Genomic DNA, 13,631 nt, shown 5'->3' on the forward strand with positions numbered 1-13,631 from the left:
GTTTAACCCTTAAACTGCCAGCTATTGCGCGTATGGCCGCACGCCATGCAAATCTTTTTGATGTATTGAGATAAAACCATGCTCGATTCCAAACTCGTTCGTTCCCAACTCCACGAAATCGCCGAGCGCTTAGCCACTCGCGGTTTCGTTTTGGATGTCGCGCGCATCGACGCGCTGGAAGCCCAACGCAAAACGGTGCAGACCCGCACTGAGCAGCTGCAGGCCGAACGTAACAGTCGCTCCAAGTCCATTGGCCAGGCCAAGCAACGCGGTGAAGACATCGCGCCGCTGCTGGCTGAAGTGGACAAAATGGGCAGTGATCTGGAAGAGGGCAAGCGTCAGCTGGACAGCATCCAGGCTGAGCTGGACCAAATACTGCTGAGCATTCCTAACTTGCCGGACGCCTCGGTGCCGGTCGGCGCCGATGAGGACGATAACGTCGAAGTGTCCCGCTGGGGCACGCCGCGCAGCTTTGATTTCCCCATTCAGGATCACGTGGCGCTGGGTGAGAAGTTCGGCTGGCTGGATTTTGAAACCGCCGCCAAACTCTCTGGCGCGCGCTTTGCCTTGTTGCGTGGGCCGATCGCCCGCCTGCACCGCGCTCTGGCGCAGTTTATGATCAACCTGCACACCGCTGAGCATGGTTATGAAGAGGCCTACACGCCTTATCTGGTGCAAGCACCGGCCTTGCAAGGGACTGGCCAGCTGCCTAAGTTCGAGGAAGATCTATTCAAGATCAGCCGCGAAGGCGAGGCCGATCTGTACTTGATCCCGACCGCCGAGGTGTCGCTGACCAATATCGTGGCCGGCGAGATTCTCGATGCCAAGCAACTGCCGATTAAGTTCGTGGCGCACACGCCGTGTTTCCGCAGCGAAGCTGGTGCTTCGGGCCGTGATACCCGCGGCATGATTCGCCAGCATCAGTTCGACAAAGTCGAGATGGTCCAAGTGGTCGATCCGGCTACCTCTATGGAAGCCTTGGAAGGTCTGACTGCCAACGCCGAGCGCGTACTGCAATTGCTGGAGCTGCCGTATCGCAAACTGGCGCTGTGCACTGGTGACATGGGTTTTAGCGCGGTGAAAACCTATGACTTGGAAGTGTGGATTCCAAGCCAAGACAAGTACCGCGAAATTTCCTCGTGCTCCAACTGTGGAGACTTCCAGGCGCGGCGCATGCAGGCCCGTTACCGCAACCCAGAAACTGGCAAACCTGAGCTGGTGCACACCCTTAATGGTTCGGGTCTGGCGGTAGGTCGCACGCTGGTAGCGGTACTGGAGAACTATCAACAAGCCGACGGCAGCATCCTGGTACCTGAGGTGCTCAAACCGTACATGGCGGGCATTGACGTCATCGGCTAAGGCGTAGCAAGCGCGTCGATAACGGGGTGGCTTGGGCTGCCCCGTTTTTGTTTTTACTGATTGAGAGTGGCTGTCATGGATTTCCTTCCGCTGTTTCATAATCTGCGTCAGCGCTGGGTGTTGCTGGTGGGCGGGGGCGAGGTGGCGCTGCGCAAGGGCCGTTTGCTGGCGGATGCCGGAGCGCGTCTGCGCGTGGTGGCACCTCAGATTCAGCCAGAGCTGCTGGAGCTAGCAAGCCAAAGTGGCGAGGTGCGGTTGCGCGATTATCAGCCAGAGGATTTAGCTGGCGTGGTGCTGGTTATCGCCGCCACAGATGACGCGCTGCTCAATGCCCAAGTCTCGGCGCAAGCCCAGGCATTGGGCGTACCGGTTAATGTGGTGGATGCTCCGGCGCTGTGTTCGGTGATCTTCCCGGCCATTGTCGATCGCTCACCACTGATTGTGGCCGTCACCAGTGGCGGCGATGCGCCGGTGTTGGCTCGTCTGCTGCGGGCCAAACTGGAAAGCTGGCTGCCGGCAAGCTACGGACAACTGGCGGGCTTGGCGAAGAAGTTCCGCGCCAAGGTCAAAGACTTGCTGCCGGATGTACAGCAGCGCCGGGTATTCTGGGAGGACGTATTCCAAGGCCAAATCGCCGAGCAGGTATTTGCCGGCAAGCCGCAGGAGGCGCAGCGACTGCTGGCGGCCAAGATTGACGGCACCCACAGTCAATCTTTGGGTGAGGTGTATTTGGTGGGCGCCGGGCCGGGTGATCCTGATCTGCTGACGTTCCGGGCGCTGCGCCTGATGCAGCAAGCGGATGTGGTGCTCTACGATCGCTTAGTGGCTCCGGCGATCATCGAGATGTGCCGCCGCGATGCACAGCGCATTTACGTGGGCAAGCAGCGCGCCGAGCATGCGTTGCCGCAGGAGCAGATCAATCAGCGTTTGGTCAGCTTGGCCAAAGAGGGTAAGCGGGTACTGCGTTTAAAAGGTGGCGATCCCTTTATCTTCGGACGTGGTGGCGAAGAGATCGAGGAACTGGCCGCCCATGGCATACCGTTCCAGGTGGTGCCGGGTATTACCGCCGCGTCGGGTTGCGCGGCCTACGCGGGGATTCCCCTGACTCATCGCGACTATGCGCAGTCCGTGCGCTTTGTCACAGGCCACCTCAAGGACGGCAGCAGCAACCTGCCTTGGGCTGAGCTCAGCGCTGGCAGCCAGACCTTGGTGTTTTATATGGGCTTGGTCGGCTTGCCGCAGATCTGTCAGCAGCTGATTGCCCATGGCCGCGCCGCCAGCACGCCCGCGGCGTTAATTCAGCAGGGCACTACGGTCAATCAGCGGGTGTTTACCGGCACCTTGGCCAACTTGGCCGACCTGGTGGCGCAGCACGAGGTGCATGCGCCGACCTTGGTGATAGTCGGCGAAGTGGTGCAGCTACGGGACAAGCTGGCTTGGTTTGAAGGCGCTCAAAGCGCCCTGTGATCCCGCGCAGCCCATAGCTGTTCGGCCCGCGCCAAGGCAGCCTCACGGGGTTCGCCTAAGGCGCGCAGAGCCAGCGCCATGGTGCTGATCACGGCCAGTTGACCGTAGCCGTCCTGACTCTCGCCGCGCCATAGGGCGACAAGCTGCGCGGGGTCGAGGGATTCAGGCTTAACGTGGCGCTGAGCGGCGAGGGCAGGCCACTCTTCATCCCAGTTTGCGCCTTGCGTCGTGCCGTACAGCTGGCTGTTGACGTCCGGATTAATCTCGATCTCGCCGCCTTCGCCTTTGATGACTAAAGCCGTATCGCCCAACAGCTGGCTAGCCTCACGGTGCACAGCCTGATAGCCGGGGTGAAAGATACTTTGCAGGCCGCAGCGCGCACCCAATGGGTTGATCACCCGGGTCAGGGAGTGAATCGGCGAGCGTAGGCCGAGGATATTGCGCAGGTCGATCATTGCTTGCAGGCGCGGCATCCAACTGGCCAGCGGGATAAACGCCAGCTGTTGCTGCTCTAGCGTTTGCGCGACTTCAGTCCAGCTGTGGCAGGGACTGATCTTTAACCGCGCCAGTAACTGCTCGCTGTACAGGCGCCCCGCGGTATGTGCGCCGCCACCATGCATGACGATCCGTACGCCGCTGGCGGCCAAGGCCTTAGCGGCCAGCAGATACCAAGGCAGGTGGCGTTTTTTCCCGGCGTAGCTTGGCCAGTCCAAATCCACGGGGATGGCCGGAGCCTTGATCCGCTCACGCACCGCGTCGACAAAACCGGCCATTTCCTCGGCGCTTTCTTCTTTATGGCGCAGCAGCATCAAAAAAGCGCCGAGCTGCGTTTCGGTCACTTCACCATCGAGCAGCATGGCCATGGCCGCCTGGGCTTCGGCTCGGGTAAGGTTGCGCGCGCCGCGCTTGCCCTTACCCAGGATGCGCACAAACTGAGCGAAGGGGTGTTCAGCGGGAGTGGTGAGGTTCATAAGCAATTAGTCGGTTTGGGTAGGCCGGCGAGTTTGGCTGCCAACTTGGCCGGCGTGCCGCTGAACAGGCGATTAAGGTGCAGGCTGTTGCCTTTGTCGACGCCGAGATTCAGTGCCACGTATTTGATCAGCGGACGATTAGCCGGCGATAACTGAAACTCGTCGTAGAAGCGCCGCAGCAGATGCAGGACTTCCCAATGCTCGGCGCTAAGCTGGATGCCTTCGGCTTGAGCCAGGGCCTCAGCGGCCGCCTCTGACCAGTCGGTTAGCTGCTGCAGGTAACCGTCCTTATCTAAGGGCAACGCTTGGCCATCGACAATAAGCGCTTCTACAGCCATGTGTTGACCTTGTCGTATTGGCAGCTCAGGGCGACAAAGCCCGAGTAGTCCACCTGGGTGGCGCGCTCGGGGAGCGCTATGGCGCGGGCTTGGACATCCTCATCCAGGGTGTACAGGCTGATGCTGTCTGGCATGAGCTGCAAAGCCTGTAGTTGCGCGGTGCCGGCTTGCAGGGCGTATACCGCATCACCGCAGAGCAACAGTGCATCTTGGCTACCCAGCAGACGCAGGCAACTGCTTAAGCGACTGTCGGTGAAGGGGGAATGGGATAAGACGTGCAAAGTAGCCATCAGAGGGTGATCACCTGGTCAAAACGGTCCAGCAAGCCGGATAGTTGCGCGTCATCTAAACGCTCGACTTGCATTGTCCATTGCTGCTCCGTCAGGCCGCGCTCCGCCAAACTGCGCTGGCAGGCGTATAGCTGCTCCACGCCAAACATGGGTAAGGCTTGCAGATTGGCACTCAGGTTTTTCTGTTGCAGGCTGGTGGGTTGTTGAGCGTTGCTCAGCTGTAGCACGCCGTCGTCGAGAAATAGCAGGGCAATGGGTAAATCAAAGGCGCCACCCGCTAAGGCAATATCCAACGCTTCGCGAGCGCTAGGTCCGGCCCACGGCGCTTGGCGGCTGATAATCAGTAAAGACTTAGCCATCTTACGGCCCCCCAAAGCAGATCAAACGATCGGCCAGTTGCGCCGCTTCATGCAGTTGGCCCAAGCCGGATAAATCCCACGGGGCCTCCAGATTCACCGCGTTGCGGTTGTAGCGCTGCGCTTCTTGCTCATTTAGCACACCACGGCGCAGGCCGGCGGCAATACACACCACGGCATCCAGCTTGGCGCTTTGCACGAACTCGCGCCACTCTTTGGGCAGGTCCAGCTCATCTTGGGCGCTGACCAGGTTGTTGGCGGCGCTGTAAACACCGTCCTGATAAAAAAACAGGCGCACGATCTCATGTCCGTCAGCTAGCGCGGTTTGCGCAAAGCGCAGAGCACGGCGCGAGGAGGGCGCGGAGGGGGCGGCGAAGAGCGCGATGGCAAACTTCATGATTAACCTGAGCAGCGAATGTGCGGCAAATGATAAAGCCTGTATCGCAAATATGCTCGGCGCAGGCACAAAAAAGCCCGCCGAAGCGGGCTTTTGCCGAGCCAGAGCGATTAGTCGTCGCTCATGATGCCGAAGATTTGCAGCAGGCTGATAAACAGGTTGTAGATGGACACGTACAGGCTGATGGTAGCCATGATGTAGTTGCGCTCACCACCGTGAATGATGGCGCTGGTCTGATACAGGATGCCGGCCGAGGAAAACAGCACAAAGCCTGCGCTAATCGCCAGTTGCAGGCCGCTAATTTGGAAGAAGAAGCTCGCGATCACTGCGGCCAGCAGCACAAAGAAGCCGACGGTGATAAAGCCGCTTAGGAAGCTCATGTCCTTGCGCGTGGTCAGCACATAGGCTGACAGCCCGGCGAAGACCACGGCGGTCATGGTAAAGGCACTGCTGATGATCTCTGCGCCGTTGGCGGTGCCCATATAGCGGTTGAGAATCGGGCCCAGGGTGTAACCCATAAAGCCGGTCAGAGCCAAAGTCGACAGTAAGCCCCAAGCAGAATTGCGCAGCTTGGCGGTGAGGAAAAACAGACCGTAGAAGCCCACCAGTACGACGAAGATATTCGGGTAGCCAACGTGGGCACGCTGTGCCAAGTAAGCCACTAGGCCGCTGAAGGCGAGGGTGATTGCCAGCAGGCCATAGGTGTTGCGCAGTACCCGACTGACTTCTTGCTGTTCGACCTGGCTATGGTCTAAGGCGTAGTTGCGTTCGTTCATCGTGATACTCCGGTTTGAGTGGTGAATCTTTGGACAATACTGCGCCGATACTAGCAGAGCAATTGCAGTAAGCTAAACGTAGAGTTTGACAGCTTATTTCGTTCGGGTAAGATTGCCGCCCGCAAACGCCGGAAGCGTGGCAGAGCGGTTGAATGCAACGGTCTTGAAAACCGTCGAAGGGGAAACTCTTCCGTGAGTTCGAATCTCACCGCTTCCGCCATATTAATTGCCCTTTTCAAAGTATTTCTTCCTGGGTTTATGCTCGAGTCGGAGCGATTTGGGAACACTTTGGGGATGGTAGTGAATGAGGAGGCCCATTGCAGGCCTCCCGTTTACCTCTCTAGCTCGCTCTGAGCTGTCGCTGAAGGCCTTGGTACTGAGGCTCATTTCTTTATTTTAGGCTTAACGCCTTGTTGATCAGGCCCACTATGTCCGGGCCGTCTTCGCTTATCCACGTCGCGCAGTGTTTGAAGATCATTGCCGTTGACGTGTGGCCCATTTGTTCTGCAATCCATTCTGGTGATGCCAGGCCGCTGGTTAGCCGTTGGCTGGCAAGCGTGTGCCTGCATTGGTTGGGGCCGCGTGGGCGTAGACCAGCGTTTTTGATTTGGATACGCCTGCGCACAGTTTTGTTGTGCAGCTTGGTCATCAATTAGGGTTAGGTGGCCGCAACAGTGTGAAGTACCAAGTTGCTGCGCCATTTGCTTGGCGTCAGCTTCCCTTTTGTGCAATTTTAAGTCGCCCTAGCTGAATTTTCTATGCTCAAAACGTCCGACAATCATCCTTAGGCGATGGAGTAGCCGCCTTCCATATGATTAATATTCAAGGATGAGACCATGTCTTACTGCATTGATAGGATTCGTGTTGCCCATAAATACCTAAGTTACTCAGTTCTGGCTTTAGCGCTCACGCAGGCCCAGGCTCTGGCCGCTGAGCAGATCGAACTACCACAAAAAGTCACCACCACTTACGGTCAGTTTATTGTTGAACCCCATTCACGCAGCCAGATCAGCAAGCACTATATTGAGCACAAAGGTGCCATCAGTCTTACCCTGAAATTTGATTCAGTCGAGTTACCAGACGGCGCCTATGTCGAGATTATTGATGACTCGGGAACCAGCCAGATTTTTTCCTCAGTACAAGACTTGGAGTATGGCGTCACAATCAGGGGCGAGAATGCCACTATCCAAGTGTTATCCAATGGCTTGCAGAGCGCATCACTGCGCCTGAGTAATGTCACGTATCAGCCAGGTCCAGCACGGAGGCAGTCACGTACGATCCTCGGCACAGACAATCGCCGTGATCTGGAGTGCTACGCCAATACACCGTTTTACACTCCCGCATTGGCGGCAGTTATGGTAATCAACAATGGCTCAGGCTCACTGGTCGGTAACGGACGTTATGCATTGACCAATGCGCATGTGACACCAAGTTTAGGGGCCGATGGCGGGCCAACACCGCTTGACAATGAAGTGCGCCTGGGTTGGTTCAACAGTACGTGCGATGCACCTGTTGCCCTCAATAGGCAGAGTACTATTAGCTTGCGTACGACCAGGCTATTAGTCCGCGGCAATCCCGCTTCCTCAACCGACTACGCGTTATTGGAGCTTGATACATTCGACGTCGAACACTCTCACGCGCTCGATGTATTTGGCAGCCTAAAAATATCCGAAAAAACGCCTCAGCAACCCGGTACAGCGATTTACATACCCCAGTACGGCAACGGCGGACTTCGCCCTATGATGATCGCAGCCGAGAATGATGCAGGGCTGAAAACCACCATCGTCGCAATCAATGCCCAAAATTTCCAACTCAGTCATGATGCCGATACCCAGTCAGGCAGCTCTGGTTCACCTGTTATCGAGCAAGAGAGCTCGCAAATAGTTGGCCTTCACTGGGGGAGCTCCATCCCCAACGTAGCAGTCGGTTTACCCGTATTGCAGCAGCAGATCACTCCACTGCTTGGCTCCAATAACATCAGCGTCCCCGGGGAAGGCAAGTTCAAAGGCTATAACTTAGCGTCCGCACCTTATCTTCAGCCGATCACGCAGGTAGACATTCCATCAGGCGGGCGCATTGAAGCCTATACAGACTTGGATCTCGAGCACCTGAGCAACTACTCAAACGTTCGAATTGCCGTAAAAAACCCGGTCAGCAAGTCAATCGATCATCAGCTGCTACAGCTCTCGATTAAGGATGACAGCGGCATCCATGATCTGAGTACGCCAGCAGCTGATAACGCCAAATTACTGGTCAATTTTCCGGAGCCTATTCAGAGCTCCGCTCCGCAAACCCATAGAGGCTGGCTGCCATTAAGGATTAACGATGAGCTGGGGCGCAGGGTACAAAACCTCATCGTTGCGCTGAGCGTCACAAGTTATAACCCATTCCAGTCCCCGTTCGATGGCGTGAATACAATCACGGTTAATCTGGATATCCCGGATGCAGGCAAGAAGGCCTCTGTGTCCAAACTCATGACAGGTCAGCAATACGGTTATGTGGCGACCTACCTCCTACAAGGCCCCAATACAACAGGATCGCCCGCCATTGGCAGCTCAGCATTGATCACTGTTCCACTGCGCGACAGTTTAGGTAATGTCCAAGTGGTTAAGCTCAGAGGTTATCGCCGCACCGCATGCAATACACGTGCGATGAACGCCAGTGTTGGCTGCGCCAGCACCCCGCTGCAGAGCACCCTGGTTGTTGAATATCTGCCGGAAGATAACACCGATCTGCCTCCAGAGACCTACAGCGGCATCCTGCCGGTGAACGCCATCGCCGAAACAGAAAGCCGCGAGATACTGGTCAACATCACGCTGGTAAAACCCTGACCTTCCCCCTCGCTTCTAATCAACAACTCCTACTAGGTTAAGCCGGTCCTTACCGGTTTAACCTAGCGAGTCGGATGGATGAGGCCTTATCCATCCACCATTGCCCGGCATCAGCGGCCAAACCACCCAATCCAGCATTGAGGGTGTCTTCGGCTTTGCAGCGTTTGCCTATTAGGGATTGGAGCAGGTAGGGGAGTGTACAGGCCATATGTCCGCACCCACTCAGCCCGTCGCCTAGGCGCTGCGCCGGGAGCTGGTGATTAGCTATACGATGCGGTTGGGTCAGTTGTGGACGATGCGGGCGAAGGGCGTGCGTGCAACGCCTGATGAAGAGGCCGGCCATGAGGCGGATTTTCTATTGCCCACAATCATCTCGCCAGAAGGTTCAGTACCGGGGCGCCGTCGTCCCCGCTACGCCTGCGGGCTAAATGGGTGGCATTTGCTGCACCGATGCAGAGCTAGGACGCTGAGGTATTGCCGGCGCCGTTAGGGCAAATGTATGCAAGCTTTTACCTTCGGATACCTGCACCTGCGGGTGTTTTGAGAGTCGTTCGGCAATCACCTGGTGGCCATTTTCTGGATGGCTGCGAGGACAAGGTAAGCAGGCAAAATAGTGCTGGAAAAACGGCTGTAGCCTTAATTCTGCGTGGGTTTTGACAAATCACAAGTAGGCTAATGCTGGGTGGCAGCTAAGGTGGGGCTTTAATAACTATATGATTTATATGGAATTATTTTTAAATCTCACACGGGGCATTGGGTCATGCTCATTACGCCAATATTCCCTAAAAATTCCCCGATCGCCGCATGCTCAAGATGCTGATTTAGAAGGGTTTACCGGCTGCCTAGAGAAATATCTCAGCCGTATTACCTTTTTCCCACGTCTGAATGAAAAAAGGTAGAATGCCGGCCGCAGAGCGTTCCTGGTCGACCATCTAGAGTCTGCTGGGAACAATTATTCTTGGTTTTTGCAGTAGTTTGAGCGTGTTTACTGGGCTGCAGCCTAGGTCTTGGTGTTGGCCATGAGTTCGAATCTCACGGCTTCCGCCATTTCTCTCTAGCCGTTAATATCACTGCCATTATTGCGCTTGATCTTTAACGGTTATGCGCCAAGCTGGTGTATACCAGTCAACCTCGTCGCCGACTTCGGTGGCTCATTCAAAACGGGGTGTCGCTTGATCAGGGTGCTAGTCGTTGACGATCATGACTTGGTGCGTACGGGTATTACTCGCATGCTGGCCGATATCGATGGCCTGCAAGTAGTGGGTCAGGCCGACTCTGGCGAGGAGTCACTGAAAAAAGCTCGTGAACTTAAGCCTGATGTGGTCTTGATGGATATCAAGATGCCTGGCATCGGCGGCCTTGAAGCCACGCGTAAGCTGATTCGCAGCCATCCGGACTTGAAGGTTATAGCTGTGACCGTGTGTGAGGAAGATCCGTTCCCTACGCGTTTGTTACAGGCCGGCGCTGCCGGTTACCTGACCAAGGGCGCCGCGCTGGAAGAGATGATTCAAGCGATCCGTTTGGTGTTTAGCGGGCAGCGTTATATCAGCCCGCAAATCGCTCAGCAGCTCGCGCTGAAGTCCTTCCAGCCGCAGAGTAGCAACTCGCCGTTCGATCTGCTTTCTGAGCGTGAGATTCAAATTGCGCTCATGATTGCCGGCTGTCAGAAGGTGCAAAGCATCTCTGACAAGCTGTGCCTGTCACCGAAAACGGTAAACACCTATCGCTATCGCATCTTTGAAAAGATGTCGATTACCAGCGATGTGGAGCTGGCATTGCTCGCCGTGCGTCACGGCATGATTGATGCCAGCAACTGAGGCGCCGCGCGCCGTCTTTGATCACAGCGCGTTTCTGGCAACTTGCAGCGGTCACCCTGGGGTGTACCGCATGTTCGACGAGCAGGCCAAACTGCTCTATGTCGGCAAAGCCAAGAATCTTAAAAAACGTCTAGCCAGCTACTTTCGTCAAAGTGGTTTAGCGCCGAAGACTGCTGCGTTAGTCAGCCGTATTGCGCAGATCGAAACCACCATCACCGCCAACGAAACCGAGGCGCTGCTGCTTGAGCAGACGCTGATCAAAGAGTGGCGGCCGCCTTATAACATCCTGCTGCGCGATGATAAGTCCTACCCTTACGTGCTGTTGTCCGATGGTGAGTTCCCGCGCCTCAGCTTGCATCGTGGGGCGAAAAAGGCGAAGGGCCGTTACTTCGGGCCATATCCCAGCGCTGGGGCGATTCGTGAAAGTCTCGGTCTGCTGCAAAAGACTTTCTTTGTCCGGCAGTGTGAGGACAGCTTCTATAAGAACCGTACCCGGCCTTGTCTGCAGTACCAGATCAAGCGTTGTAAGGCGCCCTGTGTCGGCCTGGTTGAGCCCGCTGAGTACGCTGAGGATGTGCGCCATTCGGTGATGTTCCTCGAAGGGCGTAGCAACGCCTTGACCGAAGAGCTGGGGAGCGCCATGCAAGCTGCGGCGATGCAGTTGGACTTTGAGCACGCGGCGCAACTGCGTGACCAGATCTCCTTGCTGCGTCGCGTGCAGGATCAGCAGAGCATGGAGGGCGGTAGTGGCGATGTCGATGTGGTGGCGGCCATGGTCAACCCAGGTGGCGCCTGCGTGCATTTGATTAGCGTGCGTGGCGGGCGGGTGCTGGGCAGTAAGAATTTCTATCCGCAAGTGGCGATTGAGGAAGAGGGCAGCAGCGTGCTGTTGGCGTTTCTGGAGCAGTACTACCTCAATAATCAAGAGCGTGATTTGCCCGGTGAATTAATCGTTAACGCTCAGCACGAGGATTTCCCGGTATTGATCGCGGCAATTGATGAGCTGCGCGGCCGTGAGCTCAGTATCAGCTATCGTGTGCGCGGCACCCGAGCGCGCTGGCAGCAGTTAGCGGTGACCAATGCGGAGCAGGCTCTGGCGGCGCGCTTAGCCAACCGTCAGCACGTAGCGGCGCGTTTTGAGGCCTTGGCCGAGGCGCTGGATATGGATGAACTGCCGCAGCGTCTGGAGTGTTTCGATATCAGTCACTCCAGTGGCGAAGCGACGGTTGCCTCCTGTGTCGTGTTTGGTCCCGAGGGGCCGCTGAAGTCCGATTACCGCCGCTACAACATTGAAGGCGTCACCGCTGGCGATGACTATGCAGCGATGCGCCAGGCCCTGACCCGGCGCTTTAGCAAGGTTAAAGACGGCGAGGGCAAGCTGCCGGATATTCTCTTAGTCGACGGCGGCAAGGGCCAGTTAGCCATGGCCCGTGAAGTACTGGAGGAGTTGGCTGTGCCCGAGCTGATCCTGCTCGGGGTGGCCAAAGGCACTACACGCAAGCCAGGCTTGGAGACGTTGTATCTAAATGATGCCGCCCATGAATTTACCTTGCCGGGCAACTCGCCAGCGCTGCATTTGATTCAGCAAATTCGCGATGAGTCCCATCGCTTTGCTATTACCGGGCACCGTGCGCGGCGGGGTAAAGCCCGGCGGACTTCGAGTTTGCAAGAGATTGAGGGCGTAGGTCCAAAGCGCCGGCGTGAGCTGCTTAACTACTTTGGCGGCCTGCAAGAATTGTCCCGTGCCAGTAGCGAAGAAATAGCCAAAGCCCCGGGAATTAGTAAAAAACTAGCTGAGTTGATTTATGCTGCCTTACACAGTGAGTAGAATGCCGCCTCTCTTTATCGCCAAGTTGCGCCCATGAATATCCCTAATCTACTCACCGTTATCCGCGTGTTGCTGATTCCGGTCTTTATCCTGCTGTTCTATTTACCCTTTAGCTGGAGCTATGGCGCCGCTAGCTTGGTGTTCGCCATTGCCGCGGCCACCGACTGGCTGGACGGTTATCTGGCTCGGCGCTGGGAGCAGAGCACGCCATTTGGGGCGTTCCTCGATCCGGTGGCAGATAAGCTTATGGTGGCCGTGGCGTTGGTGCTGCTGGTCGATGAGCACTCGAATCTGTGGCTGACTTTACCGGCGGTCATCATTATCGGGCGTGAGATTGTGGTGTCGGCTCTGCGTGAGTGGATGGCCGAGCTGGGGGCACGGGCCCACGTTGCGGTGTCTAAGTTGGGTAAGTGGAAGACTGCTGCGCAGATGCTTGCCCTGGTGATTTTGCTGGGTAACCCGGCGGACTTCACGGTTTGGGTGTTGTTAGGTTATGCGCTGCTGATGATTGCTGCGGTACTGACACTGTGGTCCATGGTGCAGTACCTGTACGCCGCATGGCCCCATCTGCAAACCACCGCAAAAAAGAAATAAAGTTTTTTGAATCAAGGGGTTGACGTACGCTGCTGAAGATATAGAATGGCGCCCGTCAACACGACAAGCGGGAATAGCTCAGTTGGTAGAGCACGACCTTGCCAAGGTCGGGGTCGCGAGTTCGAGTCTCGTTTCCCGCTCCAGTTTTCCACGGGCCGTTATTAACGGTCCGTTTAGTTTCAAGGCTGAGTAGCAGAGTGGTTATGCACCGGATTGCAAATCCGTGAACGCCGGTTCGATTCCGACCTCAGCCTCCATTTAGAAAAGCCCTGTAGATCACTGATCTTCAGGGCTTTTTCATTCAGATAAAGTCTTGCTTGGGCCGATTGGGCTGTATATAGTCCTCAACCAGCAGACAGCGCTACCGCCCGAATGGCGAAATCGGTAGACGCAAGGGACTTAAAATCCCTCGAGGGTAACCTCGTGCCGGTTCGATTCCGGCTTCGGGCACCATACATATCAAGGGCTTGCATGAGACTTCTCAGGCAGGCCCTTTTTGTTTGGGCTTATGTATTGAGATGGCCGCAACGCCTGCGGTTGCGCTATTTGCAGCCTGCCTTCAGGCCGTTTCTTGGTGGTTCTGGCCATGCGCAAAACTGAACAATCC

General features: G+C 56.4%; 12 protein-coding genes, 4 tRNA genes and 1 pseudogene. 10 read left to right on the top strand and 7 right to left on the bottom strand.

The window, feature by feature from the left end; genetic code table 11:
- The first annotated feature begins 78 nt into the window (after nt 1-78).
- Nucleotides 79-1,359 (top strand): serine--tRNA ligase, encoded by a 1,281-nt coding sequence (serS, locus tag NTD81_RS07925; RefSeq protein ID WP_262181316.1) that lies wholly within the window; start codon nt 79-81, stop codon nt 1,357-1,359.
- Nucleotides 1,360-1,434: 75 nt separating this feature from the next.
- Complete coding sequence (gene cysG, locus NTD81_RS07930; protein WP_262181317.1) at nt 1,435-2,826, top strand: siroheme synthase CysG; 1,392 nt, start codon at nt 1,435-1,437, stop codon at nt 2,824-2,826.
- On the opposite strand, the gene NTD81_RS07935 is transcribed toward cysG, so the two are convergent.
- From NTD81_RS07935 to NTD81_RS07960, 6 genes are all read right to left on the bottom strand, one after another.
- Complete coding sequence (locus NTD81_RS07935) at nt 2,811-3,797, bottom strand: glycosyl transferase family protein (protein WP_262181319.1); 987 nt, start codon at nt 3,795-3,797, stop codon at nt 2,811-2,813. The two genes, cysG and NTD81_RS07935, sit on opposite strands and share 16 nt — an antisense overlap.
- Nucleotides 3,794-4,135, bottom strand: coding sequence for a TusE/DsrC/DsvC family sulfur relay protein (locus NTD81_RS07940; protein WP_262181322.1), 342 nt, complete (start codon nt 4,133-4,135; stop codon nt 3,794-3,796). The genes NTD81_RS07935 and NTD81_RS07940 overlap by 4 nt, the downstream gene beginning before the upstream one ends.
- Nucleotides 4,126-4,425, bottom strand: a complete 300-nt coding sequence (tusB, locus tag NTD81_RS07945; protein ID WP_262181324.1) for a sulfurtransferase complex subunit TusB — start codon at nt 4,423-4,425, stop codon at nt 4,126-4,128. Before tusB ends, NTD81_RS07940 begins: the two co-directional genes overlap by 10 nt.
- Nucleotides 4,425-4,784, bottom strand: coding sequence for a sulfurtransferase complex subunit TusC (gene tusC / locus NTD81_RS07950; protein ID WP_262181326.1), 360 nt, complete (start codon nt 4,782-4,784; stop codon nt 4,425-4,427). The genes tusB and tusC overlap by 1 nt, the downstream gene beginning before the upstream one ends.
- 1 nt (nt 4,785) lies before the next feature.
- The gene (tusD, locus tag NTD81_RS07955) at nt 4,786-5,178 is read right to left on the bottom strand and encodes a sulfurtransferase complex subunit TusD (protein ID WP_262181328.1); all 393 of its coding nucleotides are present in this window, start codon (nt 5,176-5,178) and stop codon (nt 4,786-4,788) included.
- A gap of 110 nt (nt 5,179-5,288) precedes the next feature.
- On the bottom strand, nt 5,289-5,954 hold the full coding sequence (locus NTD81_RS07960; RefSeq protein WP_262181330.1) for a Bax inhibitor-1/YccA family protein: 666 nt from the start codon (nt 5,952-5,954) through the stop codon (nt 5,289-5,291).
- A gap of 130 nt (nt 5,955-6,084) precedes the next feature.
- On the opposite strand from NTD81_RS07960, the gene NTD81_RS07965 reads away from it, so the two are divergent.
- A tRNA-Ser gene (locus tag NTD81_RS07965) sits at nt 6,085-6,174 on the top strand.
- Nucleotides 6,175-6,345: 171 nt separating this feature from the next.
- Here the strand turns inward: NTD81_RS07965 and NTD81_RS07970 are convergent.
- Nucleotides 6,346-6,582 (bottom strand): annotated as a pseudogene (locus NTD81_RS07970) (site-specific integrase); the annotation flags it as partial.
- Between the two features lie 208 nt (nt 6,583-6,790).
- Here NTD81_RS07970 and NTD81_RS07975 point away from each other — a divergent pair.
- The 7 genes from NTD81_RS07975 (at nt 6,791) to NTD81_RS08005 (ending at nt 13,477) form a co-directional block, all read left to right on the top strand.
- A complete protein-coding gene (locus NTD81_RS07975; RefSeq protein ID WP_262181333.1) occupies nt 6,791-8,785 on the top strand; it encodes a trypsin-like serine peptidase in 1,995 nt (664 codons plus the stop codon).
- A gap of 1,172 nt (nt 8,786-9,957) precedes the next feature.
- Nucleotides 9,958-10,602 carry a UvrY/SirA/GacA family response regulator transcription factor gene (uvrY, locus tag NTD81_RS07980; protein WP_262181335.1) on the top strand — a complete coding sequence of 215 codons (645 nt, stop codon included), beginning with the start codon at nt 9,958-9,960 and terminating at the stop codon, nt 10,600-10,602.
- Nucleotides 10,589-12,430: an excinuclease ABC subunit UvrC gene (gene uvrC / locus NTD81_RS07985; protein WP_262181336.1), complete on the top strand. Its 1,842-nt coding sequence runs from the start codon at nt 10,589-10,591 to the stop codon at nt 12,428-12,430. Before uvrY ends, uvrC begins: the two co-directional genes overlap by 14 nt.
- A 33-nt stretch (nt 12,431-12,463) precedes the next feature.
- The gene (pgsA, locus tag NTD81_RS07990; protein ID WP_262181339.1) at nt 12,464-13,024 is read left to right on the top strand and encodes a CDP-diacylglycerol--glycerol-3-phosphate 3-phosphatidyltransferase; all 561 of its coding nucleotides are present in this window, start codon (nt 12,464-12,466) and stop codon (nt 13,022-13,024) included.
- A gap of 67 nt (nt 13,025-13,091) precedes the next feature.
- Nucleotides 13,092-13,167 (top strand) — tRNA-Gly (locus NTD81_RS07995).
- A gap of 40 nt (nt 13,168-13,207) precedes the next feature.
- Nucleotides 13,208-13,281, top strand: a tRNA-Cys gene (locus NTD81_RS08000).
- A 109-nt stretch (nt 13,282-13,390) separates the two neighbouring features.
- Nucleotides 13,391-13,477: transfer RNA gene (locus NTD81_RS08005), tRNA-Leu, on the top strand.
- Nucleotides 13,478-13,631 lie beyond the last annotated feature (154 nt).

Source organism: Pseudomonas sp. 5P_3.1_Bac2 (genome assembly GCF_025465995.1).
In the GTDB taxonomy this organism is placed as follows: Bacteria; Pseudomonadota; Gammaproteobacteria; order Pseudomonadales; family Pseudomonadaceae; genus Aquipseudomonas.

Excerpts from the sequence above, each read along its gene's own strand:
- NTD81_RS07975 (WP_262181333.1), top strand. The coding sequence starts at position 6,791 with ATGTCTTACTGCATTGATAGGATTCGTGTTGCCCATAAATACCTAAGT.
- tusB (WP_262181324.1), bottom strand. The coding sequence starts at position 4,425 with ATGGCTACTTTGCACGTCTTATCCCATTCCCCCTTCACCGACAGTCGC.
- serS (WP_262181316.1), top strand. The coding sequence starts at position 79 with ATGCTCGATTCCAAACTCGTTCGTTCCCAACTCCACGAAATCGCCGAG.
- uvrC (WP_262181336.1), top strand. The coding sequence starts at position 10,589 with ATGCCAGCAACTGAGGCGCCGCGCGCCGTCTTTGATCACAGCGCGTTT.
- NTD81_RS07960 (WP_262181330.1), bottom strand. The coding sequence starts at position 5,954 with ATGAACGAACGCAACTACGCCTTAGACCATAGCCAGGTCGAACAGCAA.
- cysG (WP_262181317.1), top strand. The coding sequence starts at position 1,435 with ATGGATTTCCTTCCGCTGTTTCATAATCTGCGTCAGCGCTGGGTGTTG.
- tusD (WP_262181328.1), bottom strand. The coding sequence starts at position 5,178 with ATGAAGTTTGCCATCGCGCTCTTCGCCGCCCCCTCCGCGCCCTCCTCG.
- pgsA (WP_262181339.1), top strand. The coding sequence starts at position 12,464 with ATGAATATCCCTAATCTACTCACCGTTATCCGCGTGTTGCTGATTCCG.
- NTD81_RS07935 (WP_262181319.1), bottom strand. The coding sequence starts at position 3,797 with ATGAACCTCACCACTCCCGCTGAACACCCCTTCGCTCAGTTTGTGCGC.
- NTD81_RS07940 (WP_262181322.1), bottom strand. The coding sequence starts at position 4,135 with ATGGCTGTAGAAGCGCTTATTGTCGATGGCCAAGCGTTGCCCTTAGAT.
- tusC (WP_262181326.1), bottom strand. The coding sequence starts at position 4,784 with ATGGCTAAGTCTTTACTGATTATCAGCCGCCAAGCGCCGTGGGCCGGA.